Genomic DNA, 16,662 nt, shown 5'->3' with positions numbered 1-16,662 from the left:
GGGAATTTGCATAAACCGGAAACCGATGTAATAAGATGTAAAAAACGTTCTCAGGGGAACTCCCATGAAGGAATATATCGAGGAACGGGCGGTTGCGATCGCTAATTACATCATAGACTACAATGCGACAGTGCGGCAGGCGGCCCGGAAATTTGGGATCAGTAAATCTACCGTGCATAAAGATGTGGCCGAGCGCCTTTCCCATATCAATCCGCCGCTTGCATCCCGGGCGCGTGTAGTACTGGACATCAACAAAGCGGAACGCCATATCCGGGGCGGGATGGCGACGAAAGAAAAATATGAGCATGAGCACCAGCTGCGCGCGTGCAGCCGGGACGAGAAATAGAAAAGCTGGTAAAATTGGAGCTGAAAGCAGAAAAAGGGGCATTCCGCCTGGACGGGCGGAGTGCCATTTTTTCTGCTTCATTGCAAACTATTTCAAAATATGCTATAGTAGCTTCGATTCATAAAGCTATATGTCAGCCAGATTCAGGCATATGGCAGCGTAGGAGGAACGGGAAAATTCTGAATTGAAAGATAAAAAACAAAGAGGAAGAATGGATAGATGGAACCAAGACAGGCAATCCTGGTAGTCAGCTTCGGGACAAGCTACAATGACAGCCGAGAAAAGACGATCGGAGCGGTTGAGCGTGCAGTGGCGGAGGCATTTCCGGCATATGAGGTGCGCCGGGCATTTACCAGCCAGAGGATCATTGATAAATTGAAAAAGCGGGATCAACGGTCGATCGACAATTTGAAGGAGGCACTTGACCGGGCAGCAGCCGATGGGATTAAAAATCTGATTGTGCAGCCGACCCATCTGATGGATGGATTTGAATACATGGATGTAAAAGCGGAAGTGGAAGCGAATCAGGGGCGTTTTGAACGGCTGGCGCTGGGAGCACCGCTTCTTGCCAGTGAAGCGGATCTGGATGCGGTGATCCGGGCGATGGCAGGAGAATTGGGCGGATATGACGATGGAAAAACGGCACTCTGTCTGATGGGGCATGGGACGAACGCGGCTTCCAATCAGGTGTATCAGAAGATGCAGGATAGGATGATCGCGGGCGGCTATGCAAATTATTACATCGGAACCGTGGAGGCGCAGCCGGATTTACAGGCGGTGATCGAGAAATTGGGCGCGCAGAAACACTATCAGAGGGCAGTGCTGCAGCCGCTCATGGTGGTTGCAGGCGACCATGCGAATCAGGATATGGCAGGTGAAGAGGAGGATTCCTGGAAGAGCCGCCTGGAACGCGCCGGATACCAGGTGGAATGCCGCATCCGGGGACTGGGAGAGGTTGAGGCGATCCGGAAGCTGTATGTGGCGCACGTGAGAGAGGCAGAGTGGGAAAAATGAAGAAAATAGGATGGATAATGGGAAAGAAAAGGTTACTGTACACGGGTAGGCACTTTTGGAACCGAAAGTGCCGTAAGAAAACGTGGTGGCAGCAGAAATTTGCCGTATTTAAATGCGAAGCCACGGCAAATTCCGTTACTGGGCACGTATGCGTGAACAGTAACAAGAAAATGGCACTTAGGATGGCAGGGCTGTCGCTTATGGGGGTGCTGCTCTTGAGCGGCTGTGGAAATACGGGAAAGAGTGCGGTGGCGGCAGCGTCGTCTACATCTGCCAGTGAGACATCCAATGAGGCGGGTAAAGGTTCGAAAGTGTCCCGGCCGGCAGAAAACGTGGATGCACAGGTGGCGGAGGCATCACTTCCACAGCCGGGTGAGGCGATCAGTGCGTCCCTGACCTGGGAATCGCGGATGGAACTTGCCTATGCGACCCAGTTTGCGGTCGATACCTATGAGGATGCGGACGGGATGCAGTACGAAGCAGTTTCGGTTGCGGATGGAAGCCGTTTTCTTCTGATTCCAGAGGGCGGAAAGGTGCCGGAAGATCTTCCGGATTCGATCCAGGTGCTTAAGCGCCCGGTCAAACAGATTTATCTGGTAGCGACCGCGACCATGGATATGTTCCGGATGCTGGGAGCGCTCCCGGATATCCGGTTTTCGGGAACCGATGCGTCGGGCTGGTACATCCCGGAGGCAAAGGAGGCGATGGAGAATGGGTCAATTCTCTACGCAGGCAAGTACAGCGAACCGGATTATGAGCGGATCGTCTCGGAGGGCTGCGGTCTGGCAATAGAAAATACGATGATTCTCCATTCGCCGGAGGTAAAAGAAAAGTTGGAAAGTTTCGGAATCCCGGTGCTTGTGGATCATTCCAGCTACGAAGCACATCCGCTGGGGCGGACGGAATGGATCCGCCTGTATGGAGTGCTGACCGGAAAAGAAAAAGAGGCGGAAGCGGCATTTGCAAAGCAGGAAGCGGCTTTGCAGCGTGTTACAGAAGAAGGTTCGGATGCGGAGAACGCAGGCGGGAGCGTAAAAACAGAACAGACGGCACAGGTGGAAAAGCCGTCGGCGGCATTTTTCTATATTACGAACCAGGGCAGCGTGAACGTGCGCCGTTCCTCTGATTATATACCGAAAATGATAGAATTAGCGGGCGGCAGATACATATTCGGGCATCTGGGGGATGACGGAAAGCGGTCTTCGACCGTCAATATGCAGATGGAAGAATTTTATGCAGCCGCGAAAGAATCCGATTATCTGATTTATAACAGTACAATCGATGGGGAGATTCACTCAATTTCGGAGCTTTTGGCAAAAGCGCCGGTTCTCAAGGATTTCAAGGCGGTACAGGCGGGAAATGTCTGGTGTACGACGAAGAATCTCTATCAGGAATCCATGTCAGTTGGAGCGATGCTGGAAGATATCCATGCGATTTTCAGCGGAAGCCAGGAAGATGGGACATATCTGTATAAATTACAGTCGTGAGGAAGGAAAGTGTAATAAAGATAGATAGGAGAAACGATGCGTTCAGTATCAGAAGCAAACAGACAAAAACAGGAAAAAAAACAAAGAAACCTGGCGCAGGCAGGCAGACAGGTGCGGATCGCAGCCGCATTTCTGCTTCTGATTGTGTTGCTGCTCCTGTCGCTTATCTGGAGTGCCTGTTCAGGCAGTGTATCGGTTCCGATTATGGAATTTTTACAGGAATTGCGGGAGCCTAAGCTGCGTGGAATGGCGTGGACGATCATCTGGGAGATCCGCCTGCCGCGCGCGCTGGCGGCGCTGATCCTTGGCGGGGCGCTGGCACTGTCAGGGTATCTGTTACAGACCTTTTTCCACAATCCGATCGCGGGTCCCTTTGTGCTGGGAATTTCTTCTGGTTCAAAGCTTTTGGTAGCACTTGTGATGGTCGGATTTCTGGAATGGAATATTACGATCAATTCGGGGATGCTGGTGGCAGCGGCATTTGCCGGAGCGCTTCTCTCTATGCTGTTTGTGCTCCTGGTCGCGCGGAAAATGGAACAGATGGCAATGCTGATCGTCGGGGGCGTGATGATCGGCTATATTTGCTCGGCAATCACGGATTTTGTTGTGACCTTCGCCAGCGATGCGGATATTGTCAACCTGCATAACTGGTCGCGCGGAAGTTTTTCTGGTATGACATGGGAAAATGTGGCAGTCATGGCGGGCGTGACCTTTGTCTCAGCGGCAGCGGTGTTTCTGTTATCCAAGCCGATCGGCGCATACCAGATGGGGGAGACGTATGCGAAAAGCATGGGAGTCAATGTCGCACATCTGCGTTTCTTTATGGTGATTTTGTCCAGCATCTTATCTGGCTGCGTAGCGGCATTTGCCGGTCCGGTTTCCTTTGTTGGAATCGCGGTTCCGCATCTGATCCGCTGGCTGTTTGCCGATACAAGACCGCTGGTACTGATTCCGGGCTGTTTCCTGGGCGGAAGCGTGTTCTGCCTGTTCAGCGACTGGCTGGCGCGGACGGTCTTTGCCCCGACGGAATTGAGCATCAGCACGGTAACAGCTGTCTTCGGTGCGCCGGTCGTGATTTTTGTGATGATGCGGAAACATCGAAAGAGCACCTGAAGCATAGAGCAGCAGAGGAGAAAATACCATGAATCCAGAAAATGAGGAGAAGATCTACTTTTATACAGAGGACTTACAGGTTGGATACGGTGGAAAACAGATCTTAAATCCAGTCCGGATCGGGATAAAGAAGGGTGAGATCCTGACTTTAGTCGGACCGAATGGAGCCGGAAAATCGACCATTTTAAAGAGTGTCGCCGCGCAGCTTCCCCCTCTGGGAGGCGCGGTTTACCTGGACGGCGCGGACCTTCTGGGAATGAAGGGAACGGAGCGCGCACGGAGGATGGCGGTCATGTTTACGGAAAAGGTTCATGCAGAGTGGATGACCTGCCGGGATGTTGTGGCAGCCGGGCGTTATCCGTACACGGGGTGGTTTGGTGTCCTCTCGGAGGAGGACTGGAAGGCAGTTGATGAGGCGATGGAGGCAGTGCAGGTATCAGAGCTTCGGGAGCGGGACTTCCAGACGCTCAGCGACGGTCAGCGGCAGCGGGTGATGCTGGCGCGGGCGCTCTGTCAGGAGCCGGAACTGCTGCTTCTCGATGAGCCGACTTCCTATCTGGATATCCGTTATAAGCTGGAATTTATGTCGGTCTTGCAGGAGCTGGCGCGCCGCAAGAAGGTGGCAGTCATTTTATCCATTCATGAACTTGATCTGGCGGAGCGCGTCTCTGACTGGGTGCTGTGCGTCAGCCCGGGGCAGGAAAGCCGGTTTGGACGCCCGGAAGAGATGCTGACTCCGGAACATCTTTCCGAGCTTTTCCAGATCGAGGAAGGGCGCTTCCGTCAGACAGGCGGCAGTATGGAGCTTCCGCGTCCGGAGGGGGCACCAGAGGTGTTTGTGCTGGCAGGAGGAGGAAGCGGGCGCGCTGTCTTCTGGCAGCTTCAGAGAGCTGGAACCACGTTTGCGGCAGGGATTGTATCGGAAGCCGACTTAGATTATCCGGCGGCTTGTACATTGGCGTCCAGATTGATTGCAGTCCCCGCATTTGAAGAAATATCAGAGGAAAAGGAACGAGAAGCCAGAGAATGTCTGGATGCGTGCCAGTGCGTGATTGCGTGCCGCAGGCAGTATGGGGGCTGGGCGGCGGCGAACGACCGGCTGCTGGCGTATGCCAGGGAAAAAGGAAAAAAGATTGAATATCACAACCTTCCGCTTCATAAAATGCAGTAAATCAAAGCATTTTGCCGCGTGGCTGCGTGCAGGGGAGCGGGAGGTTTTTTATTTGATGAAAAGTAAGAAAAGCAGGAAAAAATGGCTTCTAAGCCTTATGGTTGTGATGGGAATCTTTCTGGCGGGGGTCTATGCGGTTGCATGCGGCGGTGAAAAACAGGCAGAAAAATTGCGGGATCTGGAATTTGCCGTCATAGGTCCCGACGAGACGCCGCAGGAGCTGGCGCAGATCATAGAAGAAAAGAAGAACGATTCCTTCCGCCTGACTTACACAAGCGGAAATGACCTCTACATAGCTGCCGGGTACGGCAAGCAGGAGACCGGAGGCTACAGCATTACGGTTCCGGAGTTGTACCTGACGGACAATTCGATCATCGTCAAGACCGAGTTAAAAGGACCGGAGAGAAGCGAGCCGACCGGGGAAGAGCCGTCGTATCCGTATATTGTGCTACGGACGGAACTGCTGGAGGAACCAGTGGTATTCCAGTAGTTTCCTATGAAACAAAAAAACAGGAACCGGCGAGAGTATCATCCGGTTCCTGTCTTTATGCAGTTTCTGCAGAACGATTTCCGCAGGATTTCCTATATGAGTATAAGACTGGTTTCCTGATTACAGGGAAAGAGCCTCTTTTACCTTGGAAATGATGTGAAGTCCGATGTCTCTGGAAGCATCTACGGACTGAGCACCGATGTGCGGGGAAACGATGAAGTTGTCGCACTCGAACAGCGGGCTTGCGAATGTATCATCACCTGTCAGACCGCTGCCAGCCAGCTCGTTCTCCATAACGTCTGCTGCGTAGCCGCCGATCTTGCCAGCTTTCAGAGCCTCGTACATGTCTTTCTCGTTTACGATACCACCACGGCTCATGTTCAGAACAACTGCATCATCCTTCATCTCAGCGATGGACTTAGCGTTGAACAGATCCTTTGTCTCTGGTGTCAGCGGTACGTGGATAGATACGAAATCAGCTACCTTTAACATCTCGTCTACGGACATGCCAGTTGCATGCTCTTTCTCGAAATCTTCCGCTTTCAGGAATGGATCGTAAGCAACGACAGTCATACCAAATGCACGACCAAGTTCGCCGACTCTCTTACCGATACGACCGAAGCCCATAACACCCAGAGTCTTGCCGCGAAGCTCACGACCTTCGAATTTATATTTGTTCCACTCGTGTTTTACTTTTACATCGTAGTTAGCTGTGAAAGTACCACGGGAGATATCTAACATCTTGGAAATGGTCAGCTCTGCAACTGCGTTAGCGTTTAAGCCCGGTGCGTTGAAGATCTGGATTCCTTTGGATTTTGCATAGTCCATATCAATGTGGTTCAGACCAACGGAGCAAACGCCGATAACCTTCAGGTTCTTAGCAGCGTCGATGATCTCCTGATCGATCTTCGGATCTACACGCATGATCAGAACGTCTACGTCACCGATTTCAGCTAATAACTGATCCTTGGTGGACGGCAGATTCTCTGCAGTTTTAACTTCCATGTATTTGCTGAGTTCTTCAGCAATACCAGCGTATACTTTGTCAATGATAAGACACTTCATAGTTTAATTTCCTCCGCTCTTATTTTGTAAAATGTACCTATATGCAAGTATACCTAAAATCTGCTGTCCAGTCAAGTCATTTTGCCGTACCAAACAGAAACTCGTATTCGATTTTTTGTATAACACTTATAAGTAAATGCTGGATGAAAAGGGGTTTTTGTAGAAAATGCCGCGGGAGCGATTTATAAATTGTATTTTGAGATAGGGCAGACTATAATAAAGGTACGATGCAGTTCAAAGTCCGGTTCCGGACGGCATTCGATGATTCTGCCCGCAAAGAGGGCATCTGTGATTCACAGAAATATCCGGGTATTTATGAAATTTCATAATGCATTTTTTGTTTCAGGGGAAACTGCGTCCTATGAAACAAAAAAGCAGTCATATGATTTCGTGGTGCTGAATATAAGTATCATATCGGCATTTAGAAAACATGGCATCTTATATCTTGAATGATATTTGTGTGTGATGTGGTATTTTATGCCGATTTAAACTCAGCACAGAAAATTTCAGGTTACTGTTCATTTAATGCGAAGCCACGGCAAATTTCGTTACGGGGCACGTATGCGTGAACAATAACAATTTTAGAAAGGATGGAGAAGGTTGAGAGAGGAGTACGGAAATTTAGAACGTGCTTACGAAAGAATGCGGTTCGGCTGGCAGGAGACATTTGCCGGGGAATGGCAGAAAGGGAGAATGTATGGGGAAAAGAGAAGACAGAAGATATGGCGGGAGGCTGGCAGTGCTGACATTTGTGCTGCTGTGCCTGCAGGGCACCGGCGGACAGGCTTACGCACAGGAAGATAAGGCGGGAGAACGGCGGATCCGTTATTCTTCTTCCTATTTGAAAGAGGCTGAGATACCAGAAGCGCCGGAAGAATATCTGGAAGAGGGGAAAATTACCTACCGGCTTGTGGGGACAGAGATAGAGGCGGTGCCGGTGCGCGGCAGAACGCGGGAGGTTTCGGGGGAGATGGTCTATCCATCCGTGACGCGGGAACAGGAGATCCCGGCGAGAGCGCCGATGGAGGTGGAGGATCGGGAGAGCCGGAAGACCGTATCGGTTATGCTGGATCTGAAAAGAACCTCTTATGAGAACGAACACTGGCAGGATGGATTTGAGATTTCGGTCGTATTTCACGAATACGGGGCGGACACATACCGGCTGGGTGAAACTGTCGTGATGCATGATGAAAAAGTGCCGCCGTTGGAGGCGTGCAGGGAAGAACTGCTTGCAAGTGCAGGGCTATCGGAGGATGAGGTGCAGATTGAGTCGGCAAGCTGGGAGGGATATGCTTATCAGGATGAGGCTGGCATCTGGTGCCGCAATGCGGCGGTACAGGCAAAACGCCGCGTATGGGACTGCCGGGCAGTGTACGGGGGAACGGTCAGACTTCCGGCATATGAGCGTTACCGGAGGCGGATGGAGTATGAAAAAGCGGAACTGGATGTGGAAGAGATGACAGAAATAGAAGCGGATCCGGGAACTCTGGTGGAAACAGAGACTGCGCCGGTGGAAAACCTCCCGATTCCGTTCTGGAGACGGTGGATTCACTACGGACTGACGATCAGTATAAGTCTGCTGCTGCTTTTACTGGCATGGCTTGGATTTCGGCAGCTGCGGCGGATGGCGCGTGAAAAAAACGAACGGTAGGTTATGTGGGCGCAGTTGATAAAAGGAAAAAAGTGCCGTATACTAGAAAACTGGTAAGCTGGCGGTTATGGTTCGTGTAAAAAAATTTTGAAATCAGAGGCACGGCGTGAGGATATGCCGGCAGCCAGAATCGGGGATCAGACCAGAAAGAAGAGGAAAAACGGCGTGACAAGAGATGTTGTATTTAAAATGGAACGTCCGGGACTGGTAGAAGTCGGACAGACAGTAGAGGTGACGGAGTCGGTGACGCCGTTTAATGTCAATTATATGATAGAACCGGCGGTGGCGATGTCGGGGCTTTTTAAGCTGAATGACCGGATTCCCGCCGATCACGGCGTGGTAAAGGCGATCGAGGAAAATGACCGCGGTTACTATGTGACGGTTACGTTTGAGTATGAATAAAAGGACAGAAAGGGAAAAAGATGGCAGGAAAAATACCGAACGATCCGATTATGTGCCTGAGTTTTGTGAACACACAGCTCAGAGATTTTTACCCGGATTTAGATGAATTATGCAGTGCGTTTGATACAGAACGGTCGGAGCTTGAGAAGAAGCTGCAGGCGGTGGGATATACCTATGACAGAGAAAAGAACCAGTTCCGCTAGGGCACGGTCAGGCTTTACGCTGGCAGAGCTGCTGATTGTGACCGGGATTGTGTCGATTCTCGTTGCAGTTTCGATCCCGATCATGTCCGGACAGGTACAGAAAGCGAAGGAAGTGCGGGCGAAAGCCGAGGCGAGGATTCTATGCATGGCGCTCTGGATGTATCTGCATGATTTGGATGAGCAGGACATTCATCCGGAAAGCTGGGAGCTGATGATGGATCTGGGTGGTTCTTTCCGGGATCTGGGAGAAAATCCGCTGGAAAACTATCTGGATGGAGAGATTTCTGAGGATGTGTCTATCTACAGCGTGTATTACAGCGATACACTGGAAAGCTATGAGGGAATCTTGTGCGAGATAGGTGGAATCGAGGTGGAAGCGCTGATCAGCGGAAAGACGGAGATTGTGGATCCATAAAAAATAGAGAGGCAGGTTACTGTTCACAGGTAGGCACTTTTGGAACCGAAAGTGCCGTAAGAAAACGTGGTGGCAGCAGGAATTTGCCGTATTTAAATGCGAAGCCACGGCAAATTCCGATACTGGGCACGTATGCGTGAACAGTAACAGAGGCAGGATGTCTTACAAGGAAAGTCTTGTAAAACCCTGCTTCTTTCTATATAATGAGACAGTAAAGCAGTCTGTCTGGAAATGAAAATAGCAGGATAAAAACCAGACGGTTTCGGACAGATACAAGAGAAAAGAGAGGTATCAGTATGTTTCGCGCGATAAAGATAGTAGGAACGATCGTCAGCTTCCTTGTTGGTTCCATCGGCACATTGCACCGTATGGATAAACAGGGACAGGTAGATCCGGTTGCAGTGGAGGAAGAAAGCACCCAGATGGTGCGTAATATTTTTGAAAAACTGCTCAAAATGGCAGGTGTGACGGTAGAGGTGCGCGGATATGAAAATATTCCGCAGGATCGCCCGGTGCTCTATGTGGGAAACCACCGGAGCTATTTTGATATCCTGGTTGGCTATACGACGGTTCCGGGACTGATGGGATTTGTGGCAAAGAAAGAGATGGAGAAGATTCCGCTCTTGTCAAAATGGATGCTCAATGTCAACTGTCTGTTTTTAGATCGGAATAATATAAAAGAAGGTTTAAAAACGATTCTGGCGGGGATCGAGAAGGTGCGACGCGGCGTTTCTGTCTGGATTTTTCCGGAGGGAACCCGCAATAAAAATGAACAGCTTTCCGATCTGCTTCCATTTAAAGCGGGAAGCTTAAAGATCGCAGAGAAATCTGGCTGTCCGGTTGTTCCGGTGGCGATCAAGGGAACAGCGGAGGTCTTTGAGAAGCATATTCCTCTTATTTGTCCGAGCCATGTCGTGATTGAGTTCGGCGAGCCGTTTATCGTGAAAGAGCTGGATCCGGAGAACCGGAAGTTTGTCGGCGCATATACGAGAGAAAAGATCGCAGGGATGCTTTCAGAGATGGAAAAGGAGAACAGCTAAGAGATGGATTTGCTGGAGATAAGAGGGCGTCTGGACCAGATTGACACCCAGATAGAAAAGTTATTTGAGGAGAGAATGCGCCTTTGCAGCGAGGTGGCAGAGTATAAGATCGCGACCGGAAAGGCGGTTTACGATGCCGAGCGTGAGAAACAGAAGATCGAGTCAGTTCAGGCGATGGCAGAGGGCGAGTTTAACAAGCAGGCGGTTGCCGAGCTGTTTTTGCAGATGATGACGCTGAGCCGCCGGTATCAGTATCAGACGATCGCAGGGCGCGTCGGCGGTCCGGATCTGGGCTTCCATAAGGTGGAGAAGCTTGAAACCGCCGGAAAACGCGTGGTGTTCCAGGGATTAGAGGGCGCTTACGGTCATGCGGCGGCGCTGCAGTTCTTTGGAAAAGACGCGGATATCCATCATGTACGCCGGTTTGAGGATATGATGGTGGAGATTCAGGAGGGAAAAGCTGATTTTGCGGTGCTTCCGATTGAAAATTCTTCCGCCGGTGCCGTGACGGACAACTATGATCTGCTTTTAAAATACGACAATGTGATCGTGGCGGAGACATTTCTGCCGGTACATCACTACCTGCTTGGCACACCGGACGCGGAACTTTCCGATGTGAAGCGTGTTTTTGCCCATCCGCAGGCGTTGATGCAGAGCAGCGACTTCTTAAACCAGCACGACTGGCAGCAGCTCAGCATGGAAAATAATGCTGTGGCGGCACAGAAGGTACGCGATGAGAAAGATCCGTCACAGGCGGCAGTCGCAGGTGAGGTGGCAGGTGAGATTTACAGGCTCAAAAAGCTGGCAGGTCCGATCAACAACTGTCCGGACAATACGACCCGTTTCCTGATTTTGGCGAAGGATCGCGTCTATCAGGCGGGTGCAGAGAAAATCAGCCTCTGTTTCGAGCTGCCGCACCGCAGCGGTACGCTGTACAGCATGCTCGGCAATTTTATTTTCAATGACGTCAATATGCGTATGATCGAGTCCCGTCCGATCCCGGAGGAGAGTTGGCAGTACCGCTTCTTCGTGGACATCGAGGGAAACCTGGAGGATGCCGGTGTGCAGAATGCACTGTACGGAATCATGCGCGAAGCGAAAAATGTAAAAATATTAGGAAATTACTAGACTCTTTAGCTTAGGACAAGACAGAATGGGTTGCTGTCCACGGGCAGGCATTTTTGAGACTGAAAGTACTGTAAAAAAATGTGATGGTAACCGGAAAGGCAGAATAATGGAAGAAAAAAGAAAAAATACGATGATTTTATACCGCAACCTGCGGTATCAGCAGTTATTTGACGATATGTGCAGCCTCTTAAAACCAGAGGAAGGCGAGGCACGCCCGGATGCATATGCATGCGCGAGTCAGCTCATCGATCTGGCAGTGACCTATGGATTCCGCGGAAACCTGTGGCATTGTTTCCTGGCGTTCTGCATGGCAAACAATGAAAATGCCTACAGCACATCCTGCGAGATCATCGGACCGGTCGGCGGCAGCTTAAGCGAGCTTGCCCGTCACGATTTTGCACAGGTCAGAGAGCTTTTTTCCCTGGATATTGCCCGTCTGGACGAGGCTGAGAACGGCATCTGGTCGGAGATGAAGCATTACGAAAATGCGCTGGAAAACAGCAAGGCGTTCAACCACCGCATCCGCGACCGGATCGTTGAATTATCGGTTTCCCTGGAGAATGCGGAGAGTGATCAGGAATTTCAGGATATCGTGACCGAATTTTATAAAGAATTTGGTGTCGGCAAGTTTGGTCTTAACAAAGCATTCCATATTATCATGGATGACGAGGCAAAGCAGGTCGATATCGAGCCGATCACGCGCGTGGAACATATCGAGCTGAGCGATCTGGTCGGCTATGAGCTGCAGAAAGCCAAGCTGATTGAGAATACCGAGGCATTTATCGAGGGGCGCGCGGCAAACAACTGCCTGCTTTTCGGTGACAGCGGTACCGGTAAATCATCCAGTATCAAGGCGATCTTAAATCAGTATTATGACCGCGGACTCCGCATGATCGAGGTGTACAAGCACCAGTTTCGCGGACTGTCAGATGTCCTGGAGCAGATCAAAGACCGCAACTACAAATTTATCATTTATATGGACGATCTTTCCTTTGAGGAATATGAGCTGGAATATAAATATCTGAAAGCAATCATAGAGGGTGGTCTCGGCATTAAGCCGCAGAATGTCCTGATCTATGCGACATCGAACCGCCGTCACTTAATCCGCGAGAAATTCAGCGATAAGCGCGAGCTGGACGACGATCTGCACTCCAACGATACGGTGCAGGAAAAACTGTCCCTGGTTGCGCGTTTTGGCGTCACGATCTACTACGGCTCACCGGACAAGAAAGAGTTCCAGAACATCGTCCGCGTACTGGCAGATAAATACCACATCCATATGCCGGAGGCAGATCTGCTTCTGGAAGCCAACAAGTGGGAGTTAAGCCACGGCGGGCTGTCCGGACGTACTGCCACCCAGTTTATTGCAAACTTACGCAGCAAGCTGAAAGGAGAGATCAAGTAATATGACCGTTAAAACCTTTGCCGCTATTGATGTGGGTTCCTTCGAACTGGAGCTGGGAATTTTCGAGATTTCTGCTTCCGCCGGAATCCGCGAGATTGATCATGTGCGCCATGCGCTGGCGCTTGGCAAAGACACGTACAATGACGGACGTTTGAGCCACGAGATCGTGGAGGAAATGTGCGAGGTCCTGAATAAGTTCCGGGAAGTGATGAAAACATACCGGGTATCGGATTACCGGGCATTTGCGAGCAGTGCGCTTCGGGAGGCGCGGAACAGCCAGATGGTACTGGACCGGATTCTGGTGCGTACCGGACTCCGGGTCCGCACGATGAACAACTCGGAGCTGCGTTTTAAGAGTTATAAAGCTGTTGCAGCCAGGGAGGAAGAATTCCAGCGCACCGTGAAAAATGGCGCGGCGCTGATGGATGTCGGATTCGGAAGCACCCAGATCTCCCTCTTTGATGAGGAGGTACTGGTATCGACGCAGAACCTTCTGCTCGGCGTGCTGCGTTTAAGCGAAATGTCAGCACACTGGCGTGTCGATTACCGAAAGATCCCGGCGATCATCGACGAGCTGGTAGAAAATGAATTATACACATTCCGGAAGATATTTTTAAAAGAGCATCAGATCGAGACGCTGATTGCGACCGGCGAGACAATGAACTATATGATCAGCCGAGGCATGCATGAAAAAGGCGGGGCGCGGTTCACGGCAAAGGAATTTGGCGTGTTCTGCGAGAAGCTGATCGGAATGTCCTCGGAGGAGATTCAGGAGCGCTATGAGCTGCCGCAGGATTACGCAGAAGTGCTGATTCCAAGTGCGATTCTCTACCGGAAGATATTAGACATGACGGGTGCTTCCTATATCTGGGCACCGGGGACGACACTCTGCGATGGTATCGCGGCAGAGTACGCACAGGAAAACCGTCTGGTCCGCTTCCATCATGATTTTGAGGCAGATATTCTCTCAACGGCGCGCCAGATGGCGAAGCGCTACCGCTGCCACGGCGCACATGTGCGCGAGGTAGAGCGGTCGGCGGAGATGATCTTTGATGCAACGAAAAAATACCATGGTCTGGGAGCGCGGGAACGCCTGCTTTTAAAGATCGCAGCGACCCTGCATGACTGCGGCAAGTTTGTCAGCATCACGCGCGGTTCGGAAAGCTCGTACCAGATCATCATGGATACGGAGATCATCGGAATTTCCCATCTGGAGCGCGAGGTTGTAGCCAATATCGTGCGCTACAACATTCAGGAATATGCCTACGATGAGGTCATCCTGGAGTCGGATCTGTCCCAGTATGCGGGGCTTGGAACCTCCCGGAGAGATCTGACGATTCTGATTGCGAAGCTGACGGCAATTTTGCGTCTGGCCAATTCGATGGACCGCAGCCACCGCCAGAAGCTGAGCGACAGCCGCATCGCTGTGCGGAACGGCAGTCTGGTGATTACGACGGACTGTCCGGAGAGTATCGTGCTGGAGCAGTATTCATTTGACCAGAAGGCAGATTTCTTTGAGGAAGTCTTTGGAATACGGCCTGTACTCAGGCAGAAAAGAGGGGTATAAGGATGTCGGATGCAGTGTTGAAATACGGAGAACCTGAAAATTATGTAAACCGTGAACTGAGCTGGCTGGAATTTAACTACCGGATTCTGGGTGAGGCGCGCGATAAGACGACCCCGCTGTTTGAACGCCTGAAATTTTTAAGCATCACGGCGTCGAACCTGGATGAGTTTTTCATGGTCCGCGTGGCATCCCTCAAGGACATGGTTCACGCCAATTATACGAAGCGGGATATTGCGGGTATGACGGCACAGGAACAGCTGGATGCGATCGATGGAAAAACGCATGAGCTGGTCGAGAATCAGTACCGGACCTACAACCGGATGCTCCTGCCGCTCTTAAAACAGCACGGTCTGCGCGTGGTCACCGAGCATGAGAAACTTACGAAGGAAGAAGCGGTGTACGTTGATCGGTATTTTGAGGAATCGGTCTACCCGGTCCTCACGCCGATGGCGGTTGATTCCTCCCGCCCGTTCCCGCTTATTCACAATAAATCGTTAAATATCGCCGCGCTGGTCCGCAAGAAAAAGGGAGACGGCGAGCTGGAATTTGCGATGGTCTGCGTGCCGGGCGGGCTTCCACGCGTGGTGGAGCTGCCGTGCCAGGAGGGCAAATCTATCATTTATCTGGAAGAAGTCATCGAGCGGAACATCGACAAATTGTTCTTAAATTATGATATTATCAGCTGCCATCCGTTCCGTGTCATGCGAAATGCCGATCTGAGCATCGACGAGGATGAGGCGGAGGATCTGCTCAAGGAGATCGAGCAGAAGCTCAAGAAACGCCAGTGGGGCGAGGTTATTCGCCTGGATATCGAGAAAAAGGCGGACAAGCGCCTCTTAGACATCCTCAAAAAGGAGCTGCACGTTGGCGGGCACGCGATCTATGAGATTGACGGGCCGCTTGATCTGACCGTCCTCATGAAGGTGTTCGGTCTGCCGGGCTTTGATGAATTTAAGACACCGCCGTATACGCCGCAGCCGGTTCCGGCGCTGATGAATGAGGATGATATTTTTGCCAATATCCGCAAAGGCGATATATTGCTGACCCACCCGTTTGAGACTTTTGAGCCGGTCGTCAATTTTATCAAGAAAGCTGCCCGCGACCCAGAGGTGCTGGCGATCAAGCAGACACTCTACCGTGTCAGCGGCAACTCCCCGATTATCGCGGCGCTCGCCGAAGCGGCGGACAATGGAAAACAGGTGTCGGTCTTGGTTGAGCTGAAAGCCCGTTTTGACGAGGAAAACAATATTCTCTGGGCGAAGATGCTGGAAAAAGCCGGCTGCCACGTTATCTACGGTCTGCTGGGGCTGAAAACACACAGTAAGATCACGCTGGTAGTGCGCCGCGAGGAAGAGGGCATCCGCCGCTACGTCCATCTGGGAACTGGAAATTACAACGATTCGACGGCAAAACTTTACACCGACTGCGGTCTTTTAACCTGTGATCCGCTGATCGGTGAGGATGCGACTGCAGTCTTTAACATGCTGTCGGGTTATTCGGAGCCGCTTGGCTGGAACAAGCTGTCACTGGCGCCGCTGTGGCTGCGCGGACGTTTTCTGCGCCTGATCCAGCGGGAAACGCGCAACGCCCGCGAAGGTATTCCAGCGCGGATCGTGGCAAAGATGAACTCCCTGTGCGACCGTGAGATCATTGCGAGTCTTTACGAGGCGTCCAATGCGGGGGTAAAAATACAGCTCATCGTCCGCGGCATCTGCTGTCTGCGCGCCGGGATTCCGGGATTAAGCGAGAATATAACGGTCTGCTCGATCGTTGGAAATTTCCTTGAGCACAGCCGTATTTTCTACTTCGAGAACGACGGTGAACCGCAGATTTTCATGGGAAGTGCCGACTGGATGCCGCGAAACCTCGACCGTCGTGTGGAGATTCTCTTCCCGGTTGAGGATGAGAAGCTGAAAGCACGCATCTGTCACATCTTAGAGGTACAGCTTGCCGACAATGTCAAGGCGCAGTACCTGAGACCGGATGGAACCTACGCTAAACGCAACCGCCGCGGCAAAGAGCCGGTCTGCGCGCAGGATACCTTCTGTGCGGAGGCAGTGCAGGCGGCGAAGGAAGCTGGAAAAAAGCAGGACCCGGCGGCGATGAGGGTGTTTATTCCGCTGGAACAATAAAGAAATTGCAGTTCGCAGATAAGCAAAATTCTC

The 16,662-nt window shown here is 51.4% G+C and carries 16 protein-coding genes; 15 read left to right on the top strand and 1 reads right to left on the bottom strand.

The window, feature by feature from the left end; translation table 11 throughout:
* Positions 1-64 precede the first annotated feature (64 nt).
* The 6 genes from spoIIID (at position 65) to DXD12_RS09890 (ending at position 5,621) form a co-directional block, all read left to right on the top strand.
* Positions 65-346, top strand: a complete 282-nt coding sequence (spoIIID, locus tag DXD12_RS09915; RefSeq protein WP_117796058.1) for a sporulation transcriptional regulator SpoIIID — start codon at positions 65-67, stop codon at positions 344-346.
* Between the two features lie 219 nt (positions 347-565).
* Positions 566-1,360, top strand: a complete 795-nt coding sequence (locus tag DXD12_RS09910) for a sirohydrochlorin cobaltochelatase (RefSeq protein ID WP_118638280.1) — start codon at positions 566-568, stop codon at positions 1,358-1,360.
* Between the two features lie 170 nt (positions 1,361-1,530).
* Positions 1,531-2,847 (top strand): ABC transporter substrate-binding protein, encoded by a 1,317-nt coding sequence (locus DXD12_RS09905; RefSeq protein WP_118638352.1) that lies wholly within the window; start codon positions 1,531-1,533, stop codon positions 2,845-2,847.
* A 36-nt stretch (positions 2,848-2,883) separates the two neighbouring features.
* The gene (locus DXD12_RS09900) at positions 2,884-3,960 is read left to right on the top strand and encodes an iron ABC transporter permease (RefSeq protein ID WP_118638279.1); all 1,077 of its coding nucleotides are present in this window, start codon (positions 2,884-2,886) and stop codon (positions 3,958-3,960) included.
* 28 nt (positions 3,961-3,988) lie between these two features.
* Positions 3,989-5,131 (top strand): ABC transporter ATP-binding protein, encoded by a 1,143-nt coding sequence (locus tag DXD12_RS09895; RefSeq protein WP_118638278.1) that lies wholly within the window; start codon positions 3,989-3,991, stop codon positions 5,129-5,131.
* Positions 5,132-5,186: 55 nt separating this feature from the next.
* Positions 5,187-5,621 (top strand): protease complex subunit PrcB family protein, encoded by a 435-nt coding sequence (locus DXD12_RS09890; RefSeq protein WP_107001425.1) that lies wholly within the window; start codon positions 5,187-5,189, stop codon positions 5,619-5,621.
* A gap of 120 nt (positions 5,622-5,741) precedes the next feature.
* Here DXD12_RS09890 and DXD12_RS09885 read toward each other — a convergent pair whose 3' ends face one another.
* Complete coding sequence (locus tag DXD12_RS09885; protein ID WP_118638277.1) at positions 5,742-6,686, bottom strand: D-2-hydroxyacid dehydrogenase; 945 nt, start codon at positions 6,684-6,686, stop codon at positions 5,742-5,744.
* Positions 6,687-7,383: 697 nt separating this feature from the next.
* Between DXD12_RS09885 and DXD12_RS09880 the strand changes: the two genes are divergently transcribed.
* From DXD12_RS09880 to DXD12_RS09840, 9 genes are all read left to right on the top strand, one after another.
* Positions 7,384-8,337 (top strand): hypothetical protein, encoded by a 954-nt coding sequence (locus DXD12_RS09880; RefSeq protein WP_118638276.1) that lies wholly within the window; start codon positions 7,384-7,386, stop codon positions 8,335-8,337.
* A gap of 114 nt (positions 8,338-8,451) precedes the next feature.
* Positions 8,452-8,739 (top strand): hypothetical protein, encoded by a 288-nt coding sequence (locus tag DXD12_RS09875; protein ID WP_243021938.1) that lies wholly within the window; start codon positions 8,452-8,454, stop codon positions 8,737-8,739.
* A 20-nt stretch (positions 8,740-8,759) separates the two neighbouring features.
* Complete coding sequence (locus tag DXD12_RS09870; RefSeq protein ID WP_022360303.1) at positions 8,760-8,942, top strand: DUF4250 domain-containing protein; 183 nt, start codon at positions 8,760-8,762, stop codon at positions 8,940-8,942.
* Positions 8,914-9,357: a type II secretion system protein gene (locus DXD12_RS09865; protein WP_182457063.1), complete on the top strand. Its 444-nt coding sequence runs from the start codon at positions 8,914-8,916 to the stop codon at positions 9,355-9,357. Before DXD12_RS09870 ends, DXD12_RS09865 begins: the two co-directional genes overlap by 29 nt.
* A gap of 296 nt (positions 9,358-9,653) precedes the next feature.
* Positions 9,654-10,397 (top strand): lysophospholipid acyltransferase family protein, encoded by a 744-nt coding sequence (locus DXD12_RS09860; RefSeq protein WP_118638274.1) that lies wholly within the window; start codon positions 9,654-9,656, stop codon positions 10,395-10,397.
* A gap of 3 nt (positions 10,398-10,400) precedes the next feature.
* Positions 10,401-11,525: a bifunctional chorismate mutase/prephenate dehydratase gene (locus DXD12_RS09855; protein WP_107001429.1), complete on the top strand. Its 1,125-nt coding sequence runs from the start codon at positions 10,401-10,403 to the stop codon at positions 11,523-11,525.
* Positions 11,526-11,631: 106 nt separating this feature from the next.
* The gene (locus tag DXD12_RS09850; RefSeq protein ID WP_182427984.1) at positions 11,632-12,930 is read left to right on the top strand and encodes an ATP-binding protein; all 1,299 of its coding nucleotides are present in this window, start codon (positions 11,632-11,634) and stop codon (positions 12,928-12,930) included.
* A gap of 1 nt (position 12,931) precedes the next feature.
* Entirely contained in the window at positions 12,932-14,497 is a 1,566-nt protein-coding gene (locus DXD12_RS09845) for an HD domain-containing protein (protein WP_118638273.1), read from the top strand.
* A 2-nt stretch (positions 14,498-14,499) separates the two neighbouring features.
* On the top strand, positions 14,500-16,629 hold the full coding sequence (locus DXD12_RS09840) for an RNA degradosome polyphosphate kinase (protein ID WP_117796048.1): 2,130 nt from the start codon (positions 14,500-14,502) through the stop codon (positions 16,627-16,629).
* Positions 16,630-16,662 lie beyond the last annotated feature (33 nt).

Source organism: Clostridium sp. TF11-13AC, assembly GCF_003481065.1.
GTDB lineage: Bacteria > Bacillota > Clostridia > Lachnospirales > Lachnospiraceae > Otoolea > Otoolea fessa.
The sequence above is the reverse complement of the archived record's forward strand: the minus strand, read 5'-3'. Positions and strand labels throughout refer to the sequence as shown.

Bases quoted from the DNA above. Each gene is read 5' to 3' on its own strand.
- DXD12_RS09890 (WP_107001425.1), top strand. From the start codon at position 5,187: ATGAAAAGTAAGAAAAGCAGGAAAAAATGGCTTCTAAGCCTTATGGTT.
- DXD12_RS09850 (WP_182427984.1), top strand. From the start codon at position 11,632: ATGGAAGAAAAAAGAAAAAATACGATGATTTTATACCGCAACCTGCGG.
- DXD12_RS09895 (WP_118638278.1), top strand. From the start codon at position 3,989: ATGAATCCAGAAAATGAGGAGAAGATCTACTTTTATACAGAGGACTTA.
- DXD12_RS09900 (WP_118638279.1), top strand. From the start codon at position 2,884: ATGCGTTCAGTATCAGAAGCAAACAGACAAAAACAGGAAAAAAAACAA.
- DXD12_RS09860 (WP_118638274.1), top strand. From the start codon at position 9,654: ATGTTTCGCGCGATAAAGATAGTAGGAACGATCGTCAGCTTCCTTGTT.
- DXD12_RS09880 (WP_118638276.1), top strand. From the start codon at position 7,384: ATGGGGAAAAGAGAAGACAGAAGATATGGCGGGAGGCTGGCAGTGCTG.
- DXD12_RS09875 (WP_243021938.1), top strand. From the start codon at position 8,452: ATGCCGGCAGCCAGAATCGGGGATCAGACCAGAAAGAAGAGGAAAAAC.
- DXD12_RS09855 (WP_107001429.1), top strand. From the start codon at position 10,401: ATGGATTTGCTGGAGATAAGAGGGCGTCTGGACCAGATTGACACCCAG.
- DXD12_RS09870 (WP_022360303.1), top strand. From the start codon at position 8,760: ATGGCAGGAAAAATACCGAACGATCCGATTATGTGCCTGAGTTTTGTG.
- DXD12_RS09845 (WP_118638273.1), top strand. From the start codon at position 12,932: ATGACCGTTAAAACCTTTGCCGCTATTGATGTGGGTTCCTTCGAACTG.
- DXD12_RS09865 (WP_182457063.1), top strand. From the start codon at position 8,914: ATGACAGAGAAAAGAACCAGTTCCGCTAGGGCACGGTCAGGCTTTACG.
- DXD12_RS09840 (WP_117796048.1), top strand. From the start codon at position 14,500: ATGTCGGATGCAGTGTTGAAATACGGAGAACCTGAAAATTATGTAAAC.
- DXD12_RS09885 (WP_118638277.1), bottom strand. From the start codon at position 6,686: ATGAAGTGTCTTATCATTGACAAAGTATACGCTGGTATTGCTGAAGAA.
- spoIIID (WP_117796058.1), top strand. From the start codon at position 65: ATGAAGGAATATATCGAGGAACGGGCGGTTGCGATCGCTAATTACATC.
- DXD12_RS09905 (WP_118638352.1), top strand. From the start codon at position 1,531: ATGGCACTTAGGATGGCAGGGCTGTCGCTTATGGGGGTGCTGCTCTTG.
- DXD12_RS09910 (WP_118638280.1), top strand. From the start codon at position 566: ATGGAACCAAGACAGGCAATCCTGGTAGTCAGCTTCGGGACAAGCTAC.